The sequence below is a fragment of the Terribacillus sp. DMT04 genome, assembly GCF_019056395.1.
In the GTDB taxonomy this organism is placed as follows: Bacteria; Bacillota; Bacilli; order Bacillales; family Amphibacillaceae; genus Terribacillus; species Terribacillus aidingensis_A.
The window spans coordinates 725,685-741,285 of record NZ_CP077639.1; the positions used below are offsets into that span (position 1 = coordinate 725,685).

General features: G+C 45.8%; 16 protein-coding genes. 15 read left to right on the forward strand and 1 reads right to left on the reverse strand.

Annotation, left to right across the window (positions count from 1 at the left end; translation table 11 throughout):
- The first annotated feature begins 94 nt into the window (after nt 1-94).
- The 12 genes from purE to purD are packed head-to-tail and all read left to right on the forward strand — an operon-like array spanning nt 95 to nt 12,660.
- A complete protein-coding gene (gene purE / locus KS242_RS03945) occupies nt 95-586 on the forward strand; it encodes a 5-(carboxyamino)imidazole ribonucleotide mutase (protein ID WP_217323114.1) in 492 nt (163 codons plus the stop codon).
- The gene (gene purK, locus KS242_RS03950; protein WP_254391800.1) at nt 573-1,700 is read left to right on the forward strand and encodes a 5-(carboxyamino)imidazole ribonucleotide synthase; all 1,128 of its coding nucleotides are present in this window, start codon (nt 573-575) and stop codon (nt 1,698-1,700) included. Before purE ends, purK begins: the two co-directional genes overlap by 14 nt.
- Nucleotides 1,697-2,992: an adenylosuccinate lyase gene (gene purB, locus KS242_RS03955; protein ID WP_217323115.1), complete on the forward strand. Its 1,296-nt coding sequence runs from the start codon at nt 1,697-1,699 to the stop codon at nt 2,990-2,992. Before purK ends, purB begins: the two co-directional genes overlap by 4 nt.
- A 25-nt stretch (nt 2,993-3,017) precedes the next feature.
- Nucleotides 3,018-3,731, forward strand: a complete 714-nt coding sequence (gene purC, locus KS242_RS03960; protein ID WP_217323116.1) for a phosphoribosylaminoimidazolesuccinocarboxamide synthase — start codon at nt 3,018-3,020, stop codon at nt 3,729-3,731.
- Entirely contained in the window at nt 3,728-3,979 is a 252-nt protein-coding gene (gene purS, locus KS242_RS03965; protein WP_217323117.1) for a phosphoribosylformylglycinamidine synthase subunit PurS, read from the forward strand. Before purC ends, purS begins: the two co-directional genes overlap by 4 nt.
- Entirely contained in the window at nt 3,976-4,659 is a 684-nt protein-coding gene (gene purQ, locus KS242_RS03970; RefSeq protein ID WP_217323118.1) for a phosphoribosylformylglycinamidine synthase subunit PurQ, read from the forward strand. Before purS ends, purQ begins: the two co-directional genes overlap by 4 nt.
- Entirely contained in the window at nt 4,643-6,865 is a 2,223-nt protein-coding gene (purL, locus tag KS242_RS03975) for a phosphoribosylformylglycinamidine synthase subunit PurL (RefSeq protein ID WP_217323119.1), read from the forward strand. Before purQ ends, purL begins: the two co-directional genes overlap by 17 nt.
- Nucleotides 6,841-8,253: an amidophosphoribosyltransferase gene (gene purF, locus KS242_RS03980; protein WP_217323120.1), complete on the forward strand. Its 1,413-nt coding sequence runs from the start codon at nt 6,841-6,843 to the stop codon at nt 8,251-8,253. Before purL ends, purF begins: the two co-directional genes overlap by 25 nt.
- 10 nt (nt 8,254-8,263) lie before the next feature.
- Nucleotides 8,264-9,289, forward strand: coding sequence for a phosphoribosylformylglycinamidine cyclo-ligase (purM, locus tag KS242_RS03985; RefSeq protein ID WP_217323121.1), 1,026 nt, complete (start codon nt 8,264-8,266; stop codon nt 9,287-9,289).
- Entirely contained in the window at nt 9,286-9,855 is a 570-nt protein-coding gene (gene purN / locus KS242_RS03990) for a phosphoribosylglycinamide formyltransferase (protein ID WP_217323122.1), read from the forward strand. The genes purM and purN overlap by 4 nt, the downstream gene beginning before the upstream one ends.
- A 6-nt stretch (nt 9,856-9,861) precedes the next feature.
- A complete protein-coding gene (gene purH, locus KS242_RS03995) occupies nt 9,862-11,388 on the forward strand; it encodes a bifunctional phosphoribosylaminoimidazolecarboxamide formyltransferase/IMP cyclohydrolase (RefSeq protein WP_217323123.1) in 1,527 nt (508 codons plus the stop codon).
- A gap of 18 nt (nt 11,389-11,406) precedes the next feature.
- The gene (gene purD, locus KS242_RS04000) at nt 11,407-12,660 is read left to right on the forward strand and encodes a phosphoribosylamine--glycine ligase (RefSeq protein WP_217323124.1); all 1,254 of its coding nucleotides are present in this window, start codon (nt 11,407-11,409) and stop codon (nt 12,658-12,660) included.
- Between the two features lie 399 nt (nt 12,661-13,059).
- Here purD and KS242_RS04005 read toward each other — a convergent pair whose 3' ends face one another.
- Entirely contained in the window at nt 13,060-13,293 is a 234-nt protein-coding gene (locus KS242_RS04005; protein ID WP_217323125.1) for a YgaP family membrane protein, read from the reverse strand.
- Between the two features lie 161 nt (nt 13,294-13,454).
- Here KS242_RS04005 and KS242_RS04010 point away from each other — a divergent pair, with 161 nt between their 5' ends.
- The 3 genes from KS242_RS04010 to KS242_RS04020 all read left to right on the forward strand — a co-directional run bounded on the left by KS242_RS04010 (nt 13,455) and on the right by KS242_RS04020 (nt 15,585).
- A complete protein-coding gene (locus KS242_RS04010; protein ID WP_077304727.1) occupies nt 13,455-13,757 on the forward strand; it encodes a YerC/YecD family TrpR-related protein in 303 nt (100 codons plus the stop codon).
- Between the two features lie 13 nt (nt 13,758-13,770).
- Nucleotides 13,771-14,763 (forward strand): Gfo/Idh/MocA family protein, encoded by a 993-nt coding sequence (locus KS242_RS04015; protein ID WP_217323126.1) that lies wholly within the window; start codon nt 13,771-13,773, stop codon nt 14,761-14,763.
- A gap of 138 nt (nt 14,764-14,901) precedes the next feature.
- Nucleotides 14,902-15,585 carry a heptaprenylglyceryl phosphate synthase gene (locus tag KS242_RS04020; protein WP_217323127.1) on the forward strand — a complete coding sequence of 228 codons (684 nt, stop codon included), beginning with the start codon at nt 14,902-14,904 and terminating at the stop codon, nt 15,583-15,585.
- The last annotated feature ends 16 nt before the right edge of the window (nt 15,586-15,601 follow it).

Genomic DNA, 15,601 nt, shown 5'->3' on the forward strand with positions numbered 1-15,601 from the left:
TTACAGCAATGTTAGCCTATTCATCTTCTCTCTGATTTTACGGGAGGGATGAATAGGCTTTTTTTACGGCAAAAAAGAGGAAAGAGGGATTGGATTGGCGGAGATTGGAATCATCATGGGCAGCATCTCAGATTGGGAGACGATGGAGCATACGTGCAAGCTATTGGAAGAGCTGAATATACCTTATGAAAAAGAAGTTATTTCAGCGCACCGTACGCCTGAGGATATGTTCGAGTATGCGGCATCGGCTAGAGACAGAGGACTGAAAGTAATCATTGCCGGAGCTGGCGGGGCAGCACATTTGCCAGGAATGGTGGCCAGCAAGACTACCTTGCCGGTAATAGGTGTACCAGTCCAGACAAAAGCGCTCGATGGCATGGACTCCCTCCTCTCGATTGTCCAAATGCCTAGCGGCGTACCTGTTGCGACCGTAGCAATTGGGAAGGCAGGAGCAAAGAATGCAGGCATCCTAGCCGCACAGATGCTCGGTATCCATGATTTGCAAATAGCCGAGCGACTAGCTGCTTACCAAGAAAATATGAAGAAACAAGTTGCAGAAATGAGGAATCAGCTTGCGACCAAATAATTATAAAACAATCGGCATTCTTGGCGGAGGTCAGCTTGGGCGGATGATGGCCACAGCTGCTAAACATATGGGATATCGAATCGTTGTTCTCGATCCAACGCCTGATTGTCCGGCAGCACAAGTTGCAGACACCCATATTGAAGCGGCTTATGATGATTTAACAGCCATCCGAGAACTAGCAAGCGTTAGTGATGTTGTCACCTATGAATTCGAAAATGTAGATTTGGAAGCAGCCAGATTACTTGAAGAAGCGGAGAAGCTTCCGCAAGGTTCCCTGCTTTTAGAAATCAGCCGGGACCGAGCAAATGAAAAGAATCTTATGAAAGAGCTTCATCTGCCAGCAGCATCCTTCGCGATTGTGAATGATGAAAAAGAATTGCTGACTGAAATTAGAAGCATCGGTTTTCCGGCTGTCGTGAAAACATGCCGCGGCGGATACGATGGCAAAGGACAGCTTAAACTGAATAAGAAGGATGATCTGCAAGAAGCAGCCGAATTTGTCCGTAAAAACGGACGCTGCATACTTGAATCATGGCTGACATTCGATAGAGAAATATCGATTGTACTCACAAGAGGTGCAGATGGAGCGATCACGTATTTTCCAGTAGCTGAGAATGAGCACCGTGACCACATCTTGTCTCGAACAGTTGTGCCAGCCGCTATACCAGAACAAGTAGCAGAGCAAGCGCGCACAGCAGCTGGCAAGCTCGCTGAGGCGGCCGGAGTTGTTGGTACATTCACCGTTGAAATGTTTGTTGCTGGCAATCAGCTGTATATGAATGAAGTGGCACCTCGCCCGCATAATTCCGGTCATTATACAATTGAAGCGTGCACGGTATCGCAATTTGAGCAGCATATTCGCGCTATTTGCGGACTGCCGCTTTTGCCGGTCCATTTTATTGGGGCTGCTGTTATGATAAATTTATTAGGAGAAGCGCTGGACCAGTATTGGGAAGCCCCTGACAAACCGCTTGCGCATCTTCATGATTACGGCAAACAAGAAGCGAAGCCAAAACGGAAGATGGGACATTTCACAATGGTTGGTACGTCAAGAGAAGCTTTACTGGATGCAACCGACGCCTTTACACAATCATTAGGAGGAAACAAGGCATGATTGAACGTTATACAAGAGAAGAAATGGGCAAGATTTGGACAGATGAAAATAAATACCGTGCATGGCTCGAGGTAGAAATCTTAGCATGTGAAGCTTGGAGTGATCTTGGCATTATCCCAGAGGCGGACGTCAAAGCATTACGCAAGAACGCATCCTTTGATATCAACCGTATTTTAGAGATTGAGCAAGAAACACGTCATGATGTAGTTGCCTTCACACGTGCTGTCTCTGAGACGCTTGGTGAAGAGCGCAAATGGGTGCATTATGGGCTGACGTCCACAGATGTTGTCGACACAGCACTTTCTTATATATTGCTGCAAGCCAACGAGATCATCCGTAAAGGCATTGTTAACTTTATCGATATTTTGGAAGCAAAAGCAAAAGAACATAAGCATACCGTCATGATGGGACGTACTCATGGGGTGCACGCAGAGCCGACAACATTCGGTTTGAAACTGGCATTGTGGTACGAAGAAATGAAACGTAACTTGGAGCGTTTCGATGCAGCAGCTGATACGATTCAATACGGCAAACTTTCCGGTGCGGTCGGTACATATGCAAACATCGATCCGTATGTAGAGAAATATGTGACGAAAAAGCTAGGCTTAAAGCCAGCGCCAGTATCTACACAAACATTGCAACGTGACCGTCATGCACAATATATGAGCACACTGGCATTGATTGCAACAAGCATTGAAAAATTTGCAACTGAGATTCGCGGTCTGCAAAAGACGGAAACGCGTGAAGTAGAGGAATTCTTCGCTAAAGGGCAAAAAGGATCCTCGGCAATGCCGCATAAGCGCAATCCAATCGGTTCAGAGAACATGGTCGGCATGTCTCGTCTGATTCGCGGACATATGGTAACAGCTTACGAGAACGTTGCACTTTGGCATGAAAGAGATATCTCTCATTCTTCTGCAGAGCGTGTGATTTTACCAGATGCAACAATTGCACTGGATTACATGCTGAGCCGTTTCTCTAACATTGTGAAGAACTTGACGGTTTTCCCGGAAAACATGAAGCGCAATATTGATCGCACGTACGGCGTTATCTTCTCACAGCGTGTGCTATTAACACTTATCGACAAAGGCATGAGCCGCGAGCAAGCTTATGATATTGTACAGCCGAAAGCGATGGAGGCATGGGAAACAGAGACACACTTCAAACAGCTGATTGAAGCAGAAACAGAAATCGCTGCTTTCCTTAGCCAGGAAGAGATTGACGACTGCTTCGACTATACGTATCACTTGAAAAACGTAGATCAGATCTTCCATAAAATCGGCTTAGAATAATACTTTGACAAACGGGGTGGAGAACGTGAAAGGCAAATTGCTTTATGAAGGAAAAGCCAAACAAGTATTTCAATCCATGGAGGACGAGCAGCAGCTCGTGCTCTCCTATAAGAATGATGCGACAGCGTTCAATGGCAAGAAGAAAGCAAGCTTCGAAGGAAAAGGCCGTTACAATAATCTTATTTCTGCTCATATTTTTGACTATTTAAAAGAGAAAGGTATTACGTCACACTTTATTAAGTCACTTAATGAGACAGAGCAGTTAGTGCGTCAGACGTCAATCATACCGCTCGAAGTAGTTGTTCGAAATGTCGCAGCAGGAAGCATTACGAGAAGACTTGGTATTCCTGAAAAGACCGTTTTTCAACCCGTTTTGACAGAGTTTTACTACAAAGATGACAGCTTGGATGATCCGATTATCAATGACGCGCACGCGCTTTTGCTGACGGATCTGAATGAAGAGGAGCTTGTTTTCATAAAGCAAGCAGCATTGGAAGTCAACCAGCATTTGCAGGCGTTCTTCGACAGAGTCGGCCTGCAGCTGGTCGATTTTAAACTGGAATTCGGCCGTGATCAGAATGGCTCTATTCTTCTGTCAGATGAGATTTCACCTGACACATGCCGGCTTTGGGATAAAGAGAGCGGAAGCAAGATGGATAAAGATGTGTTCCGTGAAGACATTGGGAATTTGATTGATGTGTATGATGCAATTTTAAATCGACTGGAGGCAGCAAAATGAAAAAAGTCAGAATCTTCATCACGCTGAAAGAAGGGGTTTTAGACCCACAAGGTAAGGCTGTACAAGAAGCATTGCAGGCAAATGGTTTTCCGGAAGTAGCGGATACGCGTGTCGGAAAATATATCGAAATGAGCTTGCCGGATAATGCCGATGTAGCACAAGAAGTGCAGCGTATGTGTGATAAGCTGCTAGCTAACCCTGTGATGGAAGAATACAGCTATACAGTCGAGGAGGGCATCAAGTCGTGAAATTCGCTGTCATCGTTTTTCCAGGCTCCAACTGTGACCGAGACATGTATCATGCGGTCCGGGACGGTTTAGGAGAAGAAGCTGATCTTGTATGGTATGAAAATGCGAATCTAGCAGACTATGACGCTATTTTGCTGCCAGGCGGCTTTAGTTATGGTGATTATCTTCGCTCCGGGGCTATCGCGTCGGTATCAAACGTTTTAAATCAGATTAAACAAAAAGCTGAAACAGGTACACCTGTCCTTGGTGTTTGCAACGGATTCCAGATTCTTTTGGAAACAGGATTGCTGCCAGGAGCTATGCTGCGAAATGAAAAACTGAAATTTATGTGCCATTACGAAACATTAGTAGTTGAGCGTAACGATACACTATTTACGAGCGGATATGAAAAGGGACAGGAAATTCAAATTCCCATCGCGCATGGAGAAGGTAATTACTATTGTGACGATGAAACGTTGGAGACGTTACAGCGAAATAATCAGATTGTTTTCACTTACAAAAATAATCCGAACGGTTCTCGTGCTGATATTGCCGGGATCGCCAACAAAGCCGGAAACGTACTCGGCATGATGCCGCATCCGGAACGAGCGATGGAGGATCTGCTTGGTTCAAAAGACGGTTTAGCACTATTCCAATCTGTATTACACCACTGGAGGGAAATGTATGTTACAACAAGCTGAAATCAGCCCAGAAAAAATCGAACAAGACCGTCTGTATCGCGATATGGGTATGACAGATGAAGAGTTCCAATCTGTTAAAAACATTTTAGGCAGACAGCCAAACTTCACCGAAACAGGCATTTTCTCCGTTATGTGGTCCGAGCATTGCAGCTATAAAACATCCAAGCCATTATTGCGTAAATTTCCGACCAAGGGACCGCATGTGTTGCAAGGACCCGGTGAAGGAGCCGGCATTGTTGATATTGGCGATGACAAGGCAGTCGTGTTCAAGATCGAGAGTCATAACCATCCGTCCGCGGTCGAGCCTTACCAAGGTGCTGCGACAGGTGTCGGTGGTATTATCCGTGATGTTTTTTCCATGGGAGCGCGCCCAATTGCGCTGTTGAATTCCTTGCGCTTTGGCAATCTGACAACACCTCGTGTGAAATATTTACTAGAGGAAGTTGTTCATGGTATTGCAGGGTACGGCAACTGTGTTGGTGTACCAACCGTCGGCGGTGAAATTCAATTCGATACAAGTTATGAAGGCAATCCACTAGTGAATGCCATGTGTGTCGGCTTGATTGACCAGAAGGATATTCAAAAAGGAATCGCGGCCGGCGTTGGCAATACGGTTATTTACGCTGGTGCTCCAACTGGTCGTGATGGAATTCATGGCGCGACCTTCGCTTCAGAGGATTTAAGCGAAGAGTCCGAATCAAAACGTCCGTCCGTGCAAGTTGGCGATCCGTTTATGGAAAAACTGCTGATCGAAGCTTGTTTGGAAGTTATCCAGCATGAAGCGCTTGTTGGTATGCAGGACATGGGTGCTGCTGGTTTAACATCCAGTGCGAGTGAGATGGCAAGTAAAGCTGGCATGGGAATGGAGATGAATTTGGATCTTGTACCGCAGCGAGAGCTGCATATGACACCTTACGAATTGATGCTGTCTGAATCACAAGAGCGCATGCTGCTCGTGGTGAAAAAAGGACAGGAACAAGGCATTATTGATGTATTTGAGAAATACGGCTTACAAGCTGTGGCAGTTGGTAAAGTGACGGACGATAAGCAGTTCCGCTTGCTGCATCATGGAGAAGTTGCTGCTGAAATACCAGTTGATAGTTTGGCAGAAGATGCACCAGTTTACTATAAAGATTCCAAAGTACCGGATTATTTCACAGAGTTCCAAACAATTGATTACAAGCCAGCTATTTCAAATTATGCGGAAACGCTCAAACAACTGCTGCAGCAGCCGACTATTGCCAGCAAAGAATGGGTGTACGATCAATATGACAGCATGGTTGGAGCGGATACAGTTGTCGCACCAGGAAGCGACGCAGCGATCGTTCGCGTTCGCGGCACACAAAAAGCCATTGCCATGACGACTGACTGTAATTCTCGTTATATTTACCTCGATCCGGAAACAGGCGGGAAAATTGCAGTAGCAGAAGCAGCTAGAAACATCATTAGTTCTGGTGCCAAGCCGCTAGCTCTGACGGATGGCTTGAACTTTGGTAATCCAGATAAGCCGGAGAATTTCTGGCAGATGGAGAAAAGTGTCGAAGGCATGAGTGCTGCTTGTCTTGCATTGGAAACGCCAGTTATCAGCGGAAATGTATCACTTTACAACGAATCGAACCAACAGTCTATTTTCCCAACACCAATCGTCGGTATGGTTGGCTTAGTGGAAGACATCGCACATGTAACAACGAGCACATTCAAGCAAGCTGGCGATGCGATCTATCTAGTAGGCGAAACAAAAGCAGAGTTCGGCGGCAGTGAGCTGCAAAATCTGCTTGAAGGACGCTACTACGGAAAAGCTCCAGCTATTGATCTTGATATCGAAGCGAGCAATCAGCAAGCCGTTCTAACTAGCATCCAGCAAGGGCTAACAGCATCCGCACATGATCTTGCCGAAGGTGGTTTGGCTGTCGCATTAGCAGAAAGCTTGTTTGGTACAAGGCTTGGGGCGCAAGTGACAGTAGAGGAAGATGTAATGGCAGCACTTTTCAGTGAATCACAATCACGTTTCCTTGTATCTGTTTCACCTGAAAAACAAGCAGCTTTTGAAGAAGCAGTACCAGCGGCAGCGCAAATCGGCGTCGTGACAGATACAGCGGAACTTACAGTTGTCCGAGGAGACAAGACAATCATCGCAGAAGCAGTACCAACACTTGAGGGACTTTGGAAAGGAGCTATTCCATGCTTGCTGAAATCAAAGGCTTGAACGAGGAATGCGGTGTCTTTGCGATTTGGGGTCACGAAAAAGCAGCAGAAGTAACGTATTACGGTCTTCATGCGTTGCAGCATCGAGGACAGGAAGGTGCCGGCGTTGTAACAACAGACCGAGAAAATCTGCATTTGCATAAAGGACTTGGCTTGATTAATGAGGTGTTTGCTGGTAGTGCGTTTAATAAGCTGAACGGCAATGCCGCGATTGGTCATGTTCGCTATGCAACTGCGGGCGGCGGTGGCTATGAAAACGTGCAGCCATTGCTGTTTCGTTCCCAAAAAGACAGTCTCGCAATTGCCCATAACGGCAACCTTGTTAATGCATACGGATTAAAACAGCAGCTGGAAGCACAAGGCAGCATCTTGCAAACTTCTTCTGATACAGAAGTGATTGCGCATTTGATCAAGCGCAGCGGTCAAATTGAACTGGATGAAGCGATCAAATCTGCACTCAGCATGGTCAAAGGTGCGTACAGCTTGACGATTCTTACTGAAACGCAAATGTTCGTTGCAGTAGATCCGAAAGGCTTGCGTCCCTTATCGCTCGGTAAACTCGGAGATGCCTGGGTTGTATCTTCGGAAACATGTGCTTTTGATGTAACAGGAGCGGAATATGTACGTGAAGTAGAGCCAGGCGAATTGATTACAATCAGCGATACTGGCCTGCATTCGCAACGCTTTTCCTCCACGTTGGAGCGGTCCCTTTGTTCCATGGAGTATGTCTATTTCTCTCGTCCGGATTCCGATTTGAACGGTCAGAATGTGCATGCTTCTCGTAAAAAAATGGGCAAAGTGCTCGCGCAGGAAGCGCCAATTGAAGCAGATGTTGTCACAGGAGTACCGGATTCTAGTATTTCTGCTGCCATCGGATTTTCCGAAGCGAGCGGCATTCCATATGAGCTTGGATTGATTAAAAATCGTTATGTTGGCCGAACGTTTATCCAGCCGTCTCAAGAGCTGCGGGAGCAAGGCGTGAAGATGAAATTGTCTGCTGTACGCGGAATCGTGAAAGGCAAGCGTGTCGTAATGGTCGATGACTCTATCGTTCGCGGTACGACGAGCAAGCGGATTGTCCGCATGCTGAAAGAAGCCGGAGCAACAGAAGTACATGTGCGAATTGCATCACCGCCAATTCAGAATCCGTGTTTCTACGGCATTGATACGTCGACAACTTCAGAGCTGATTGCAGCGAATCACAGCATCGAAGAAATGCGCGAACTGATTGAAGCAGATTCCCTTTCTTTCCTTAGCGTCGATGGTCTGCAAGATTGCATTGTTGGCGATAACGACGTCATGACACATGGCATCTGCAAAGCATGCTTTACAGGGAATTACCCAACTGAGATCTACCCGGATACTGTACTTCCGGCATACAAGTGTTAGGAGGCCAAGCATGAGTGAACTTTACAAGCAAGCCGGCGTCGATGTGGAAGCAGGCTATCGCGCAGTGGACTTAATGAAAAAGCATATTAAACGAACGAACCGCCCCGAGGTCATCGGCGGTGTCGGAGCGTTTGCTGGACTGTTTGATTTATCGTCGTTTTCTTATAAAGAGCCGGTACTTGTTTCTGGAACAGATGGAGTGGGCACAAAGCTGAAGCTGGCATTTGATATGAATCAGCATGATACTGTTGGCATTGACTTGGTTGCGATGTGCGTGAATGACATTATCGCCCAAGGCGCACAGGCATTATTTTTCCTTGATTATATTGCTTGCGGAAAAAATGAACCGGAGAAAATTGAGCAGATTGTGAAAGGAATTTCGGATGGCTGTGTTGAAGCAGGCGCTGCGTTAATTGGCGGTGAGACAGCGGAAATGCCTGGCATGTATGCGGAAGACGAATATGATTTGGCTGGTTTTGTTGTTGGTATCGGCGAAAAGTCGAAGCTCATCAGCGGAGATGCTGTGCAAGCTGGGGACACGATCATTGGCATTGCATCCAGCGGTTTGCATTCCAATGGCTTTTCATTAGTTCGCCGATTGCTGGAGAAACACAATCTATCGCTAGATAACGTATATGCACCGTTTGACCGTCCTTTAGGAGAGGTTTTGCTGGAGCCAACGAAAATTTATGCAAAAGCTGTCCGCGCTGTTCAAGAAAAAATAGATATTCACGGTATTTCTCATATTACCGGCGGCGGCTTTCATGAGAATCTGCCTCGCGCAGTGCCAGAGCACCTAGGTGTACGCATTCAGACAGATAGCTGGGAGCTTCCCGCTGTTTATGAATTTTTAATGGACAAAGCAGAAATTGCTTTTGACGATATGCTTGGCGTATTTAATACCGGTATCGGCATGGCGCTGATTGTATCACAAGAAGATGCCGAGCAGTGTCTGAGCTTGCTTCAAGATGCTGGCGAAAGAGCCTGGATTATCGGTGAAGTGACAGAGCAAAACGGCGTGGAGTTTCAAGCATGATTGCAGCTGCTGTCTTTGCTTCTGGCAGCGGCAGTAATGCAGAGGCGATTGTGCAAGCTTCCGCATTACCATGTGCTGTTCGCCTGCTTGTTTGTGATAAACCCGAAGCTCCAGTTATCCAAAAAGCAGCCCGCTGGGATGTAGAAGTCTTAGTTTGCGATCCAAAAACGTTCCCAGATAAGCAAGCTTATGAACAAGCAATTTTAACGAAATTGCAGGATATGCAAATTGAGTGGATTTTCTTGGCGGGCTATATGCGCTTAATTGGATCTACTTTGCTAGACGCATTTGCAAATCGGATTATAAATATTCACCCGTCCTTATTGCCTGCATTCGCCGGTAAAGATGCCATCGGACAAGCGTTGGCCGCTGGAGTAAAAGTGAGCGGAGTGACGATTCATTTTGTCGATAGCGGCATGGACACAGGCACCATCATTGCTCAAGAAGCAGTTCCTGTGCAACTAGGAGATACGCATGAAACCTTGCATCAGCGGATCCAGCAAATTGAGCACCGCTTATATCCAGAAACAATTCATTACATACTTACACGAGAAGGAAAGGAATGACAGCTAATGCCACGTGCGTTAATCAGCGTTTCAGATAAAACAGGAATCATCCCATTTGCCAAGGAGTTGGCGGCGATGGATTATGACATCATCTCTACTGGGGGAACGCTTAAGCAGCTGCAGGAAGCAGGAATTCCAGCTGCAGCAGTAGCTGACGTGACGAAATTTGATGAAATTATGGACGGACGTGTGAAAACATTGCACCCAGCCATTCATGGCGGTTTATTGGCTAGAAGAGATAATGACAGCCATATGCAGCAGCTGAAAGAACGTGACATCACACCAATCGATTTGGTCGTTGTCAATCTGTATCCTTTCAAAAATACAATCGAGAAGCCAGATGTAACAGAAGCCGATGCAATTGAAAACATTGATATTGGCGGGCCGACAATGCTTCGTTCTGCAGCAAAAAACTTTGCTGGCGTCACCGTTTTGGTCGACCCAGCTGATTATGATACAACACTAGCGGCTTTGCGAGAAGGAGAGCTTTCTTATGAAGCAAAACGTCGCTTGGCTGGGAAAGTGTTCCGTCATACAGCTAACTATGATGCGATGATTGCTGGTTACATGGCAGAATTGAATGACGAGCAGGATAATGAAACACTGACGCTTACGTACGAAAAGGTGCAATCCTTACGTTATGGCGAAAACCCGCACCAAGCAGCCGCATTTTATAAAGACCCGATCGTAAAAGGAGCTTCGATTGCGAATGCAAAACAGCTGCACGGAAAAGAGCTTTCTTATAATAATATCCAAGATGCTAACGCAGCGCTGGAGATCGTAATGGAATTCCAAGAAGCTGCTGCGGTGGCAGTTAAGCATATGAATCCATGCGGTGTCGGAATCGGGGGAACAATTTCGGATGCTTTCCGCAAAGCATTTGAAGCAGACTCTACTTCAATCTTTGGCGGGATTGTAGCTTTGAACCGAGAGGTAGACAAAGACACAGCCTTACAGCTGAAAGAAATCTTCTTAGAAATTGTAATTGCCCCAAGTTTCACAGAAGAAGCACTTGCACTGCTTACCGAGAAGAAAAACATTCGTTTGCTAAAGCTTGCTGCCGATAAAATAGAGCAGCCGAAAAAAGTTGTCAGCGTTAGCGGCGGATTGCTTGTACAGGACTATGATACGGGAGCAGTTACAGAAGCAGATCTTACCGTGGCGACCGACCGTAAGCCAACAGAAGAAGAATTAAAGAATTTGCTTTTCGCTTGGAAAGTCGTGAAGCATGTGAAATCTAATGCGATTGTCGTAGCAAAAGATGATCAAACAATCGGTGTTGGTGCAGGCCAGATGAACCGTGTCGGTGCGGCGAAAATTGCACTAGAGCAAGCTAGTGAAAAAGCAGCAGGAAGTGTTCTTGCATCGGATGCATTCTTCCCAATGCCAGACACAGTGGAAGCAGCGATTCAAGCTGGCGTGACGGCAATCATTCAGCCTGGCGGATCAAAACGAGATGAAGAGTCTATCGCTGTGTGTAATGCGCATAATATTGCCATGGTCTTTACAGAAATGCGTCACTTTAAGCATTAATTGTCAGGGGGAGTACATGTGAAAGTTCTTGTAATCGGCAGCGGCGGCCGGGAGCATAGTATCGTTGCGAAGCTAGCTTCAAGTACGAAAATAACCGCGATATACGCAGCGCCAGGAAATGGCGGAATAGCTGATTTGGCTACCTGTGTGCCAATTGATGTAACAGCGGTGGATGACCTGGTAAGTTTTGCAAAAGAAGAGCAAATTGACTGGACATTCGTCGGACCGGAAATTCCATTGCTGGCTGGTGTTGTCAATGCTTTTCAGCAGGCAGGATTACATGTGTTTGGACCGACAAAAGAAGCAGCTTTAATTGAGGGAAGTAAAGATTACGCTAAACAATTTATGCAAGCACATCACATTCCTACAGCTGCAAGTCAGACCTTCACAGATGCAGCGAAAGCAAAAGCGTATATTGCTGAAAAAGGTGCACCAATTGTTGTGAAAGCAGACGGCTTAGCGGCAGGAAAAGGTGTTGTTGTGGCGCAAACAGTAGATCAAGCGAATGAGGCTGTAGAAAGCATGCTTGTAGGAAATCAATTCGGTGAGGCTGGCAGTCTGGTTGTTATTGAGGACTTCTTGGATGGCAAAGAATTTTCACTTATGGCTTTTGTAAACGGAAAAAGTGTGTACCCGCTTGTTCCTGCTCGTGACCATAAGCGCGTTTATGATCATGATCAAGGGCCGAATACGGGAGGCATGGGGGCGTATGCTCCTATTCCGGATTTGCAGCAAGCAGTTATTGATGAAGCAATCGAGCATATTCTCATCCCAGCAGCAGCTGGTTTAGTTAAGGAAGGGCGTTCTTTCACAGGTGTTCTATACGCAGGTTTAATTGAAACAACGGACGGACCAAAAGTAATTGAATTTAATGCACGTTTCGGAGATCCGGAAACACAAGTTATTTTGCCGTTATTGGAAAATGACTTGCTGCAAGTGATGCAGGATGTAACTGCTGGTAAAGATCCACTGCTGAAGTGGAAAGATGCCTACGCAACCGGCACTGTGATTGCAGCCAGCGGGTATCCTGGAAGTTACCAAAAACAGCTTCCTATTCCAGATTTGTCTTCTTTGCCGCAAGATGTTTACTGCATCCATGCTGGATCAGAAAAAACTGCAGATGGCTATGTTTCCAATGGCGGACGTATTTTGTTCATTGGCGCTGTACATCAAAATCGGTCTGACGCTGTAAAAAGTGTCAAAGAAGGGCTGAAAATATTTGAGGGTAATACCCATTTCCATTATCGAACTGACATTGGGTTCGGGGAATAACAAGCAATAGGCTATGGCATGAATAATCCAAACAATACTGCAATTAACAGCAGCGTTGTTTGGATTTTTTGCATTGAAAATGAAGGTGAGAGCATCGCTTCGGAAATACACTCCGCTTTCCTGCGGGCGGCTGGTGAGCCTCCTTGTGCGAAAAACGCACTGCGGGGGTCTCCCCTAGCCTTCCTCTCGCGGGAGTCTCCGTGTATTTCCTGCGCTGATTTGTATATGGAAACCTTCACGAGTGTAGGCAGAAATACGTAGACTCCTCGAAAATAAGAAGCAATTTTCTTGTCGGTGCCTACCTCAAAAGCCATTCTTGTCTGACGATAACAGCAGCTGTCAGAGGGCTGCATTAAAAAGTATAGATGACTTAATTTTGTTTTGTCTCAGGTCCTTTATTCATGATTCCTCTGATTCTGATTCTTCTTTATGCCGGAATTGATTGATCAATGCCATGCTTGGGCAGTAACGCACAATCCCTTCAGCAATTTTAATTGCACCAGCTAGCAGTGTTAAGTGGGCAGTGAGCTGCTTCGGTTTAGTGACGAGAGCAGCTGTCGCATAACCGACCATGCTGACGCCAGCGGCAATCCGGATGAAAGCCTGGACAATCCCGATATTCGGTTTCAGCATTTGTGGCACCTCTTTTCTTTTGACCTTATTTTCCCTCTGCGCGAGCTGTCTATGCGAGTATAAAAATTCCATTGCACGCATATGACGCAAAAATGCTTCAGATGATGTATGATAAAGGATAAGGTAACAAGCACAATCGTGCGTATGGGGAGGGAAGCTGTATGCAGCTTGACAAGCTCCGTGGTGAGCATTTAGATGAATTGTTCGAGGCAATTCTGACACTGAAAGATAAGGAAGATTGCTATCGCTTCTTCGATGATATTGCGACAATCAGTGAAATACAATCACTAACACAACGCCTGCAAGTGGCGAAAATGCTGCGTGAAGGTGCAACGTATCACGCAATTGTTCAAGAAACAAGTGCGTCTACAACGACAATTTCACGTGTGAAGCGTTGCTTGAATTATGGGAACGATGGTTATAACACTGTTTTGGAACGTTTGGAAGATAAAAAAGAGGATTAAGGAGCTGACGTGGATGGTGCGCTTTGGAGTAATCGGAACGAACTGGATAACGGAATCTTTTTTGGAAGCAGGAAGAAAGGTTGAAGGATTTGAACTGACAACTGTGTATTCTCGACATGCTGAGCGAGCTGAAGCATTCGCAGAGAAGCAAGGCGCTGTACATACGTTCACCGACATGGAGGAGATGGCGAAAAGCGGGAAAGTGGACGCTGTTTATATTGCCAGCCCGAATGCACTGCACGCAAGCCAAGCGAAGATCTTTATGCAGCATGGCGTACATGTATTGTGTGAAAAACCGCTTGCATCCAATGCTGCAGAAGTGAAAGACTTGATTGAAACCGCTAAACAGCATGATGTGCTGTTAATGGAAGCGTTGAAGACAACATTTTTGCCGAACTACCGAATCTTACAGCAGCATTTGGATAAGATTGGGCCAGTTCGCCGTTATGTAGCACAGCTTTGCCAATATTCTTCTCGTTATGATGCTTACAGGCAAGGGGAGATACTAAACGCCTTCAATCCAGAGCTCAGTAACGGAGCCACAATGGATATTGGTATTTATTGTTTGTATCCACTTATTGCGTTGTTCGGTAAACCGCAGGAGATAAAAGCGAGCGGGACGTTGCTCGAATCAGGCGTGGACGGACAAGCAACCATTACGCTATCGTATGAAGGAATGGAAGCAGTCGTTTATTATTCCAAAATTACCAGCTCCACGCAGCCTTCTGAAATACAAGGGGAAGATGCAACAATTAAGATTGACCATATCGGCCATTTTGAAGATGTCACCATTCAATATCATGACAGCACCGAAAAAAACATTAGCGGACCGCAAGATAATGAGCACCGCATGGTATATGAAATAGAGGAATTTGTAAACTTAATTCAATCCGGTAAACGAGAATCTAGTACGAATACACATGAATTGGCGCTTGCTGTAGCAGAAATTATGGATAAAGCACGCAGCCAAATCGGCTTAGTATTCCCTGCTGATCGAATCCAATGAACAAGAAAAGCCTGGCAATCTGTTGCCAGGCTTTCTTCGTTCGTCAACTGTTCGTATTTTCCTCTAGCAACCACTAAATTATCCCGTCGATTTTTGCTATAATGTACGTTATGGAAGCAAGTAATGGAGGACGTACACGTGTATAACATGAAAGAGTGGAAACATATATTCAAGCTTGATCCGGCCAAAGATATTGGCGATGAGGAGTTAGAGCAAATCTGTGAGTCTGGTACGGATGCGATTATTGTCGGAGGCACGGACAATGTGACACTGGATGGTGTACTTGATTTGCTTGCGCGGATTCGCCGACATACCGTTCCGGTTATCCTGGAGATTAGCAATATGGAGGCAATTACGCCAGGTTTTGATTACTATTATGTGCCAATGGTGATGAATAGTAAGGATAAGCAATGGATTATGGGGCTGCACCATGAAGCAGTAAAGGCTTACCGGGATATGATGCATTGGGACGAGATTGTCATGGAAGGGTATTGTGTTATCAATCCGGATGCAAAAGTGTTTACACATACGCAATGCGACATGCCATCTGAGGACGATACAATCGCTTATGCTTATATGGCCGAGCATATGTACAAGCTCCCCGTTTTTTATTTAGAAAACAGCGGAGCCTATGCGGAACCGGCGCTCGTACAGAAAGTGAAAAAACAGCTGTCTAATACGCTGTTATTTTACGGAGGAGGCATTACGTCAGCCGAACAAGCAGCAGAGATGAAGCAGCATGCGGATGTGATTATTGTCGGAAACCACGTGTATGATAATATAAAAGCTGCTCTGAAGACAGTCAAAGCAGTAAAAGGATAGAAATAAAGGCGGTGCA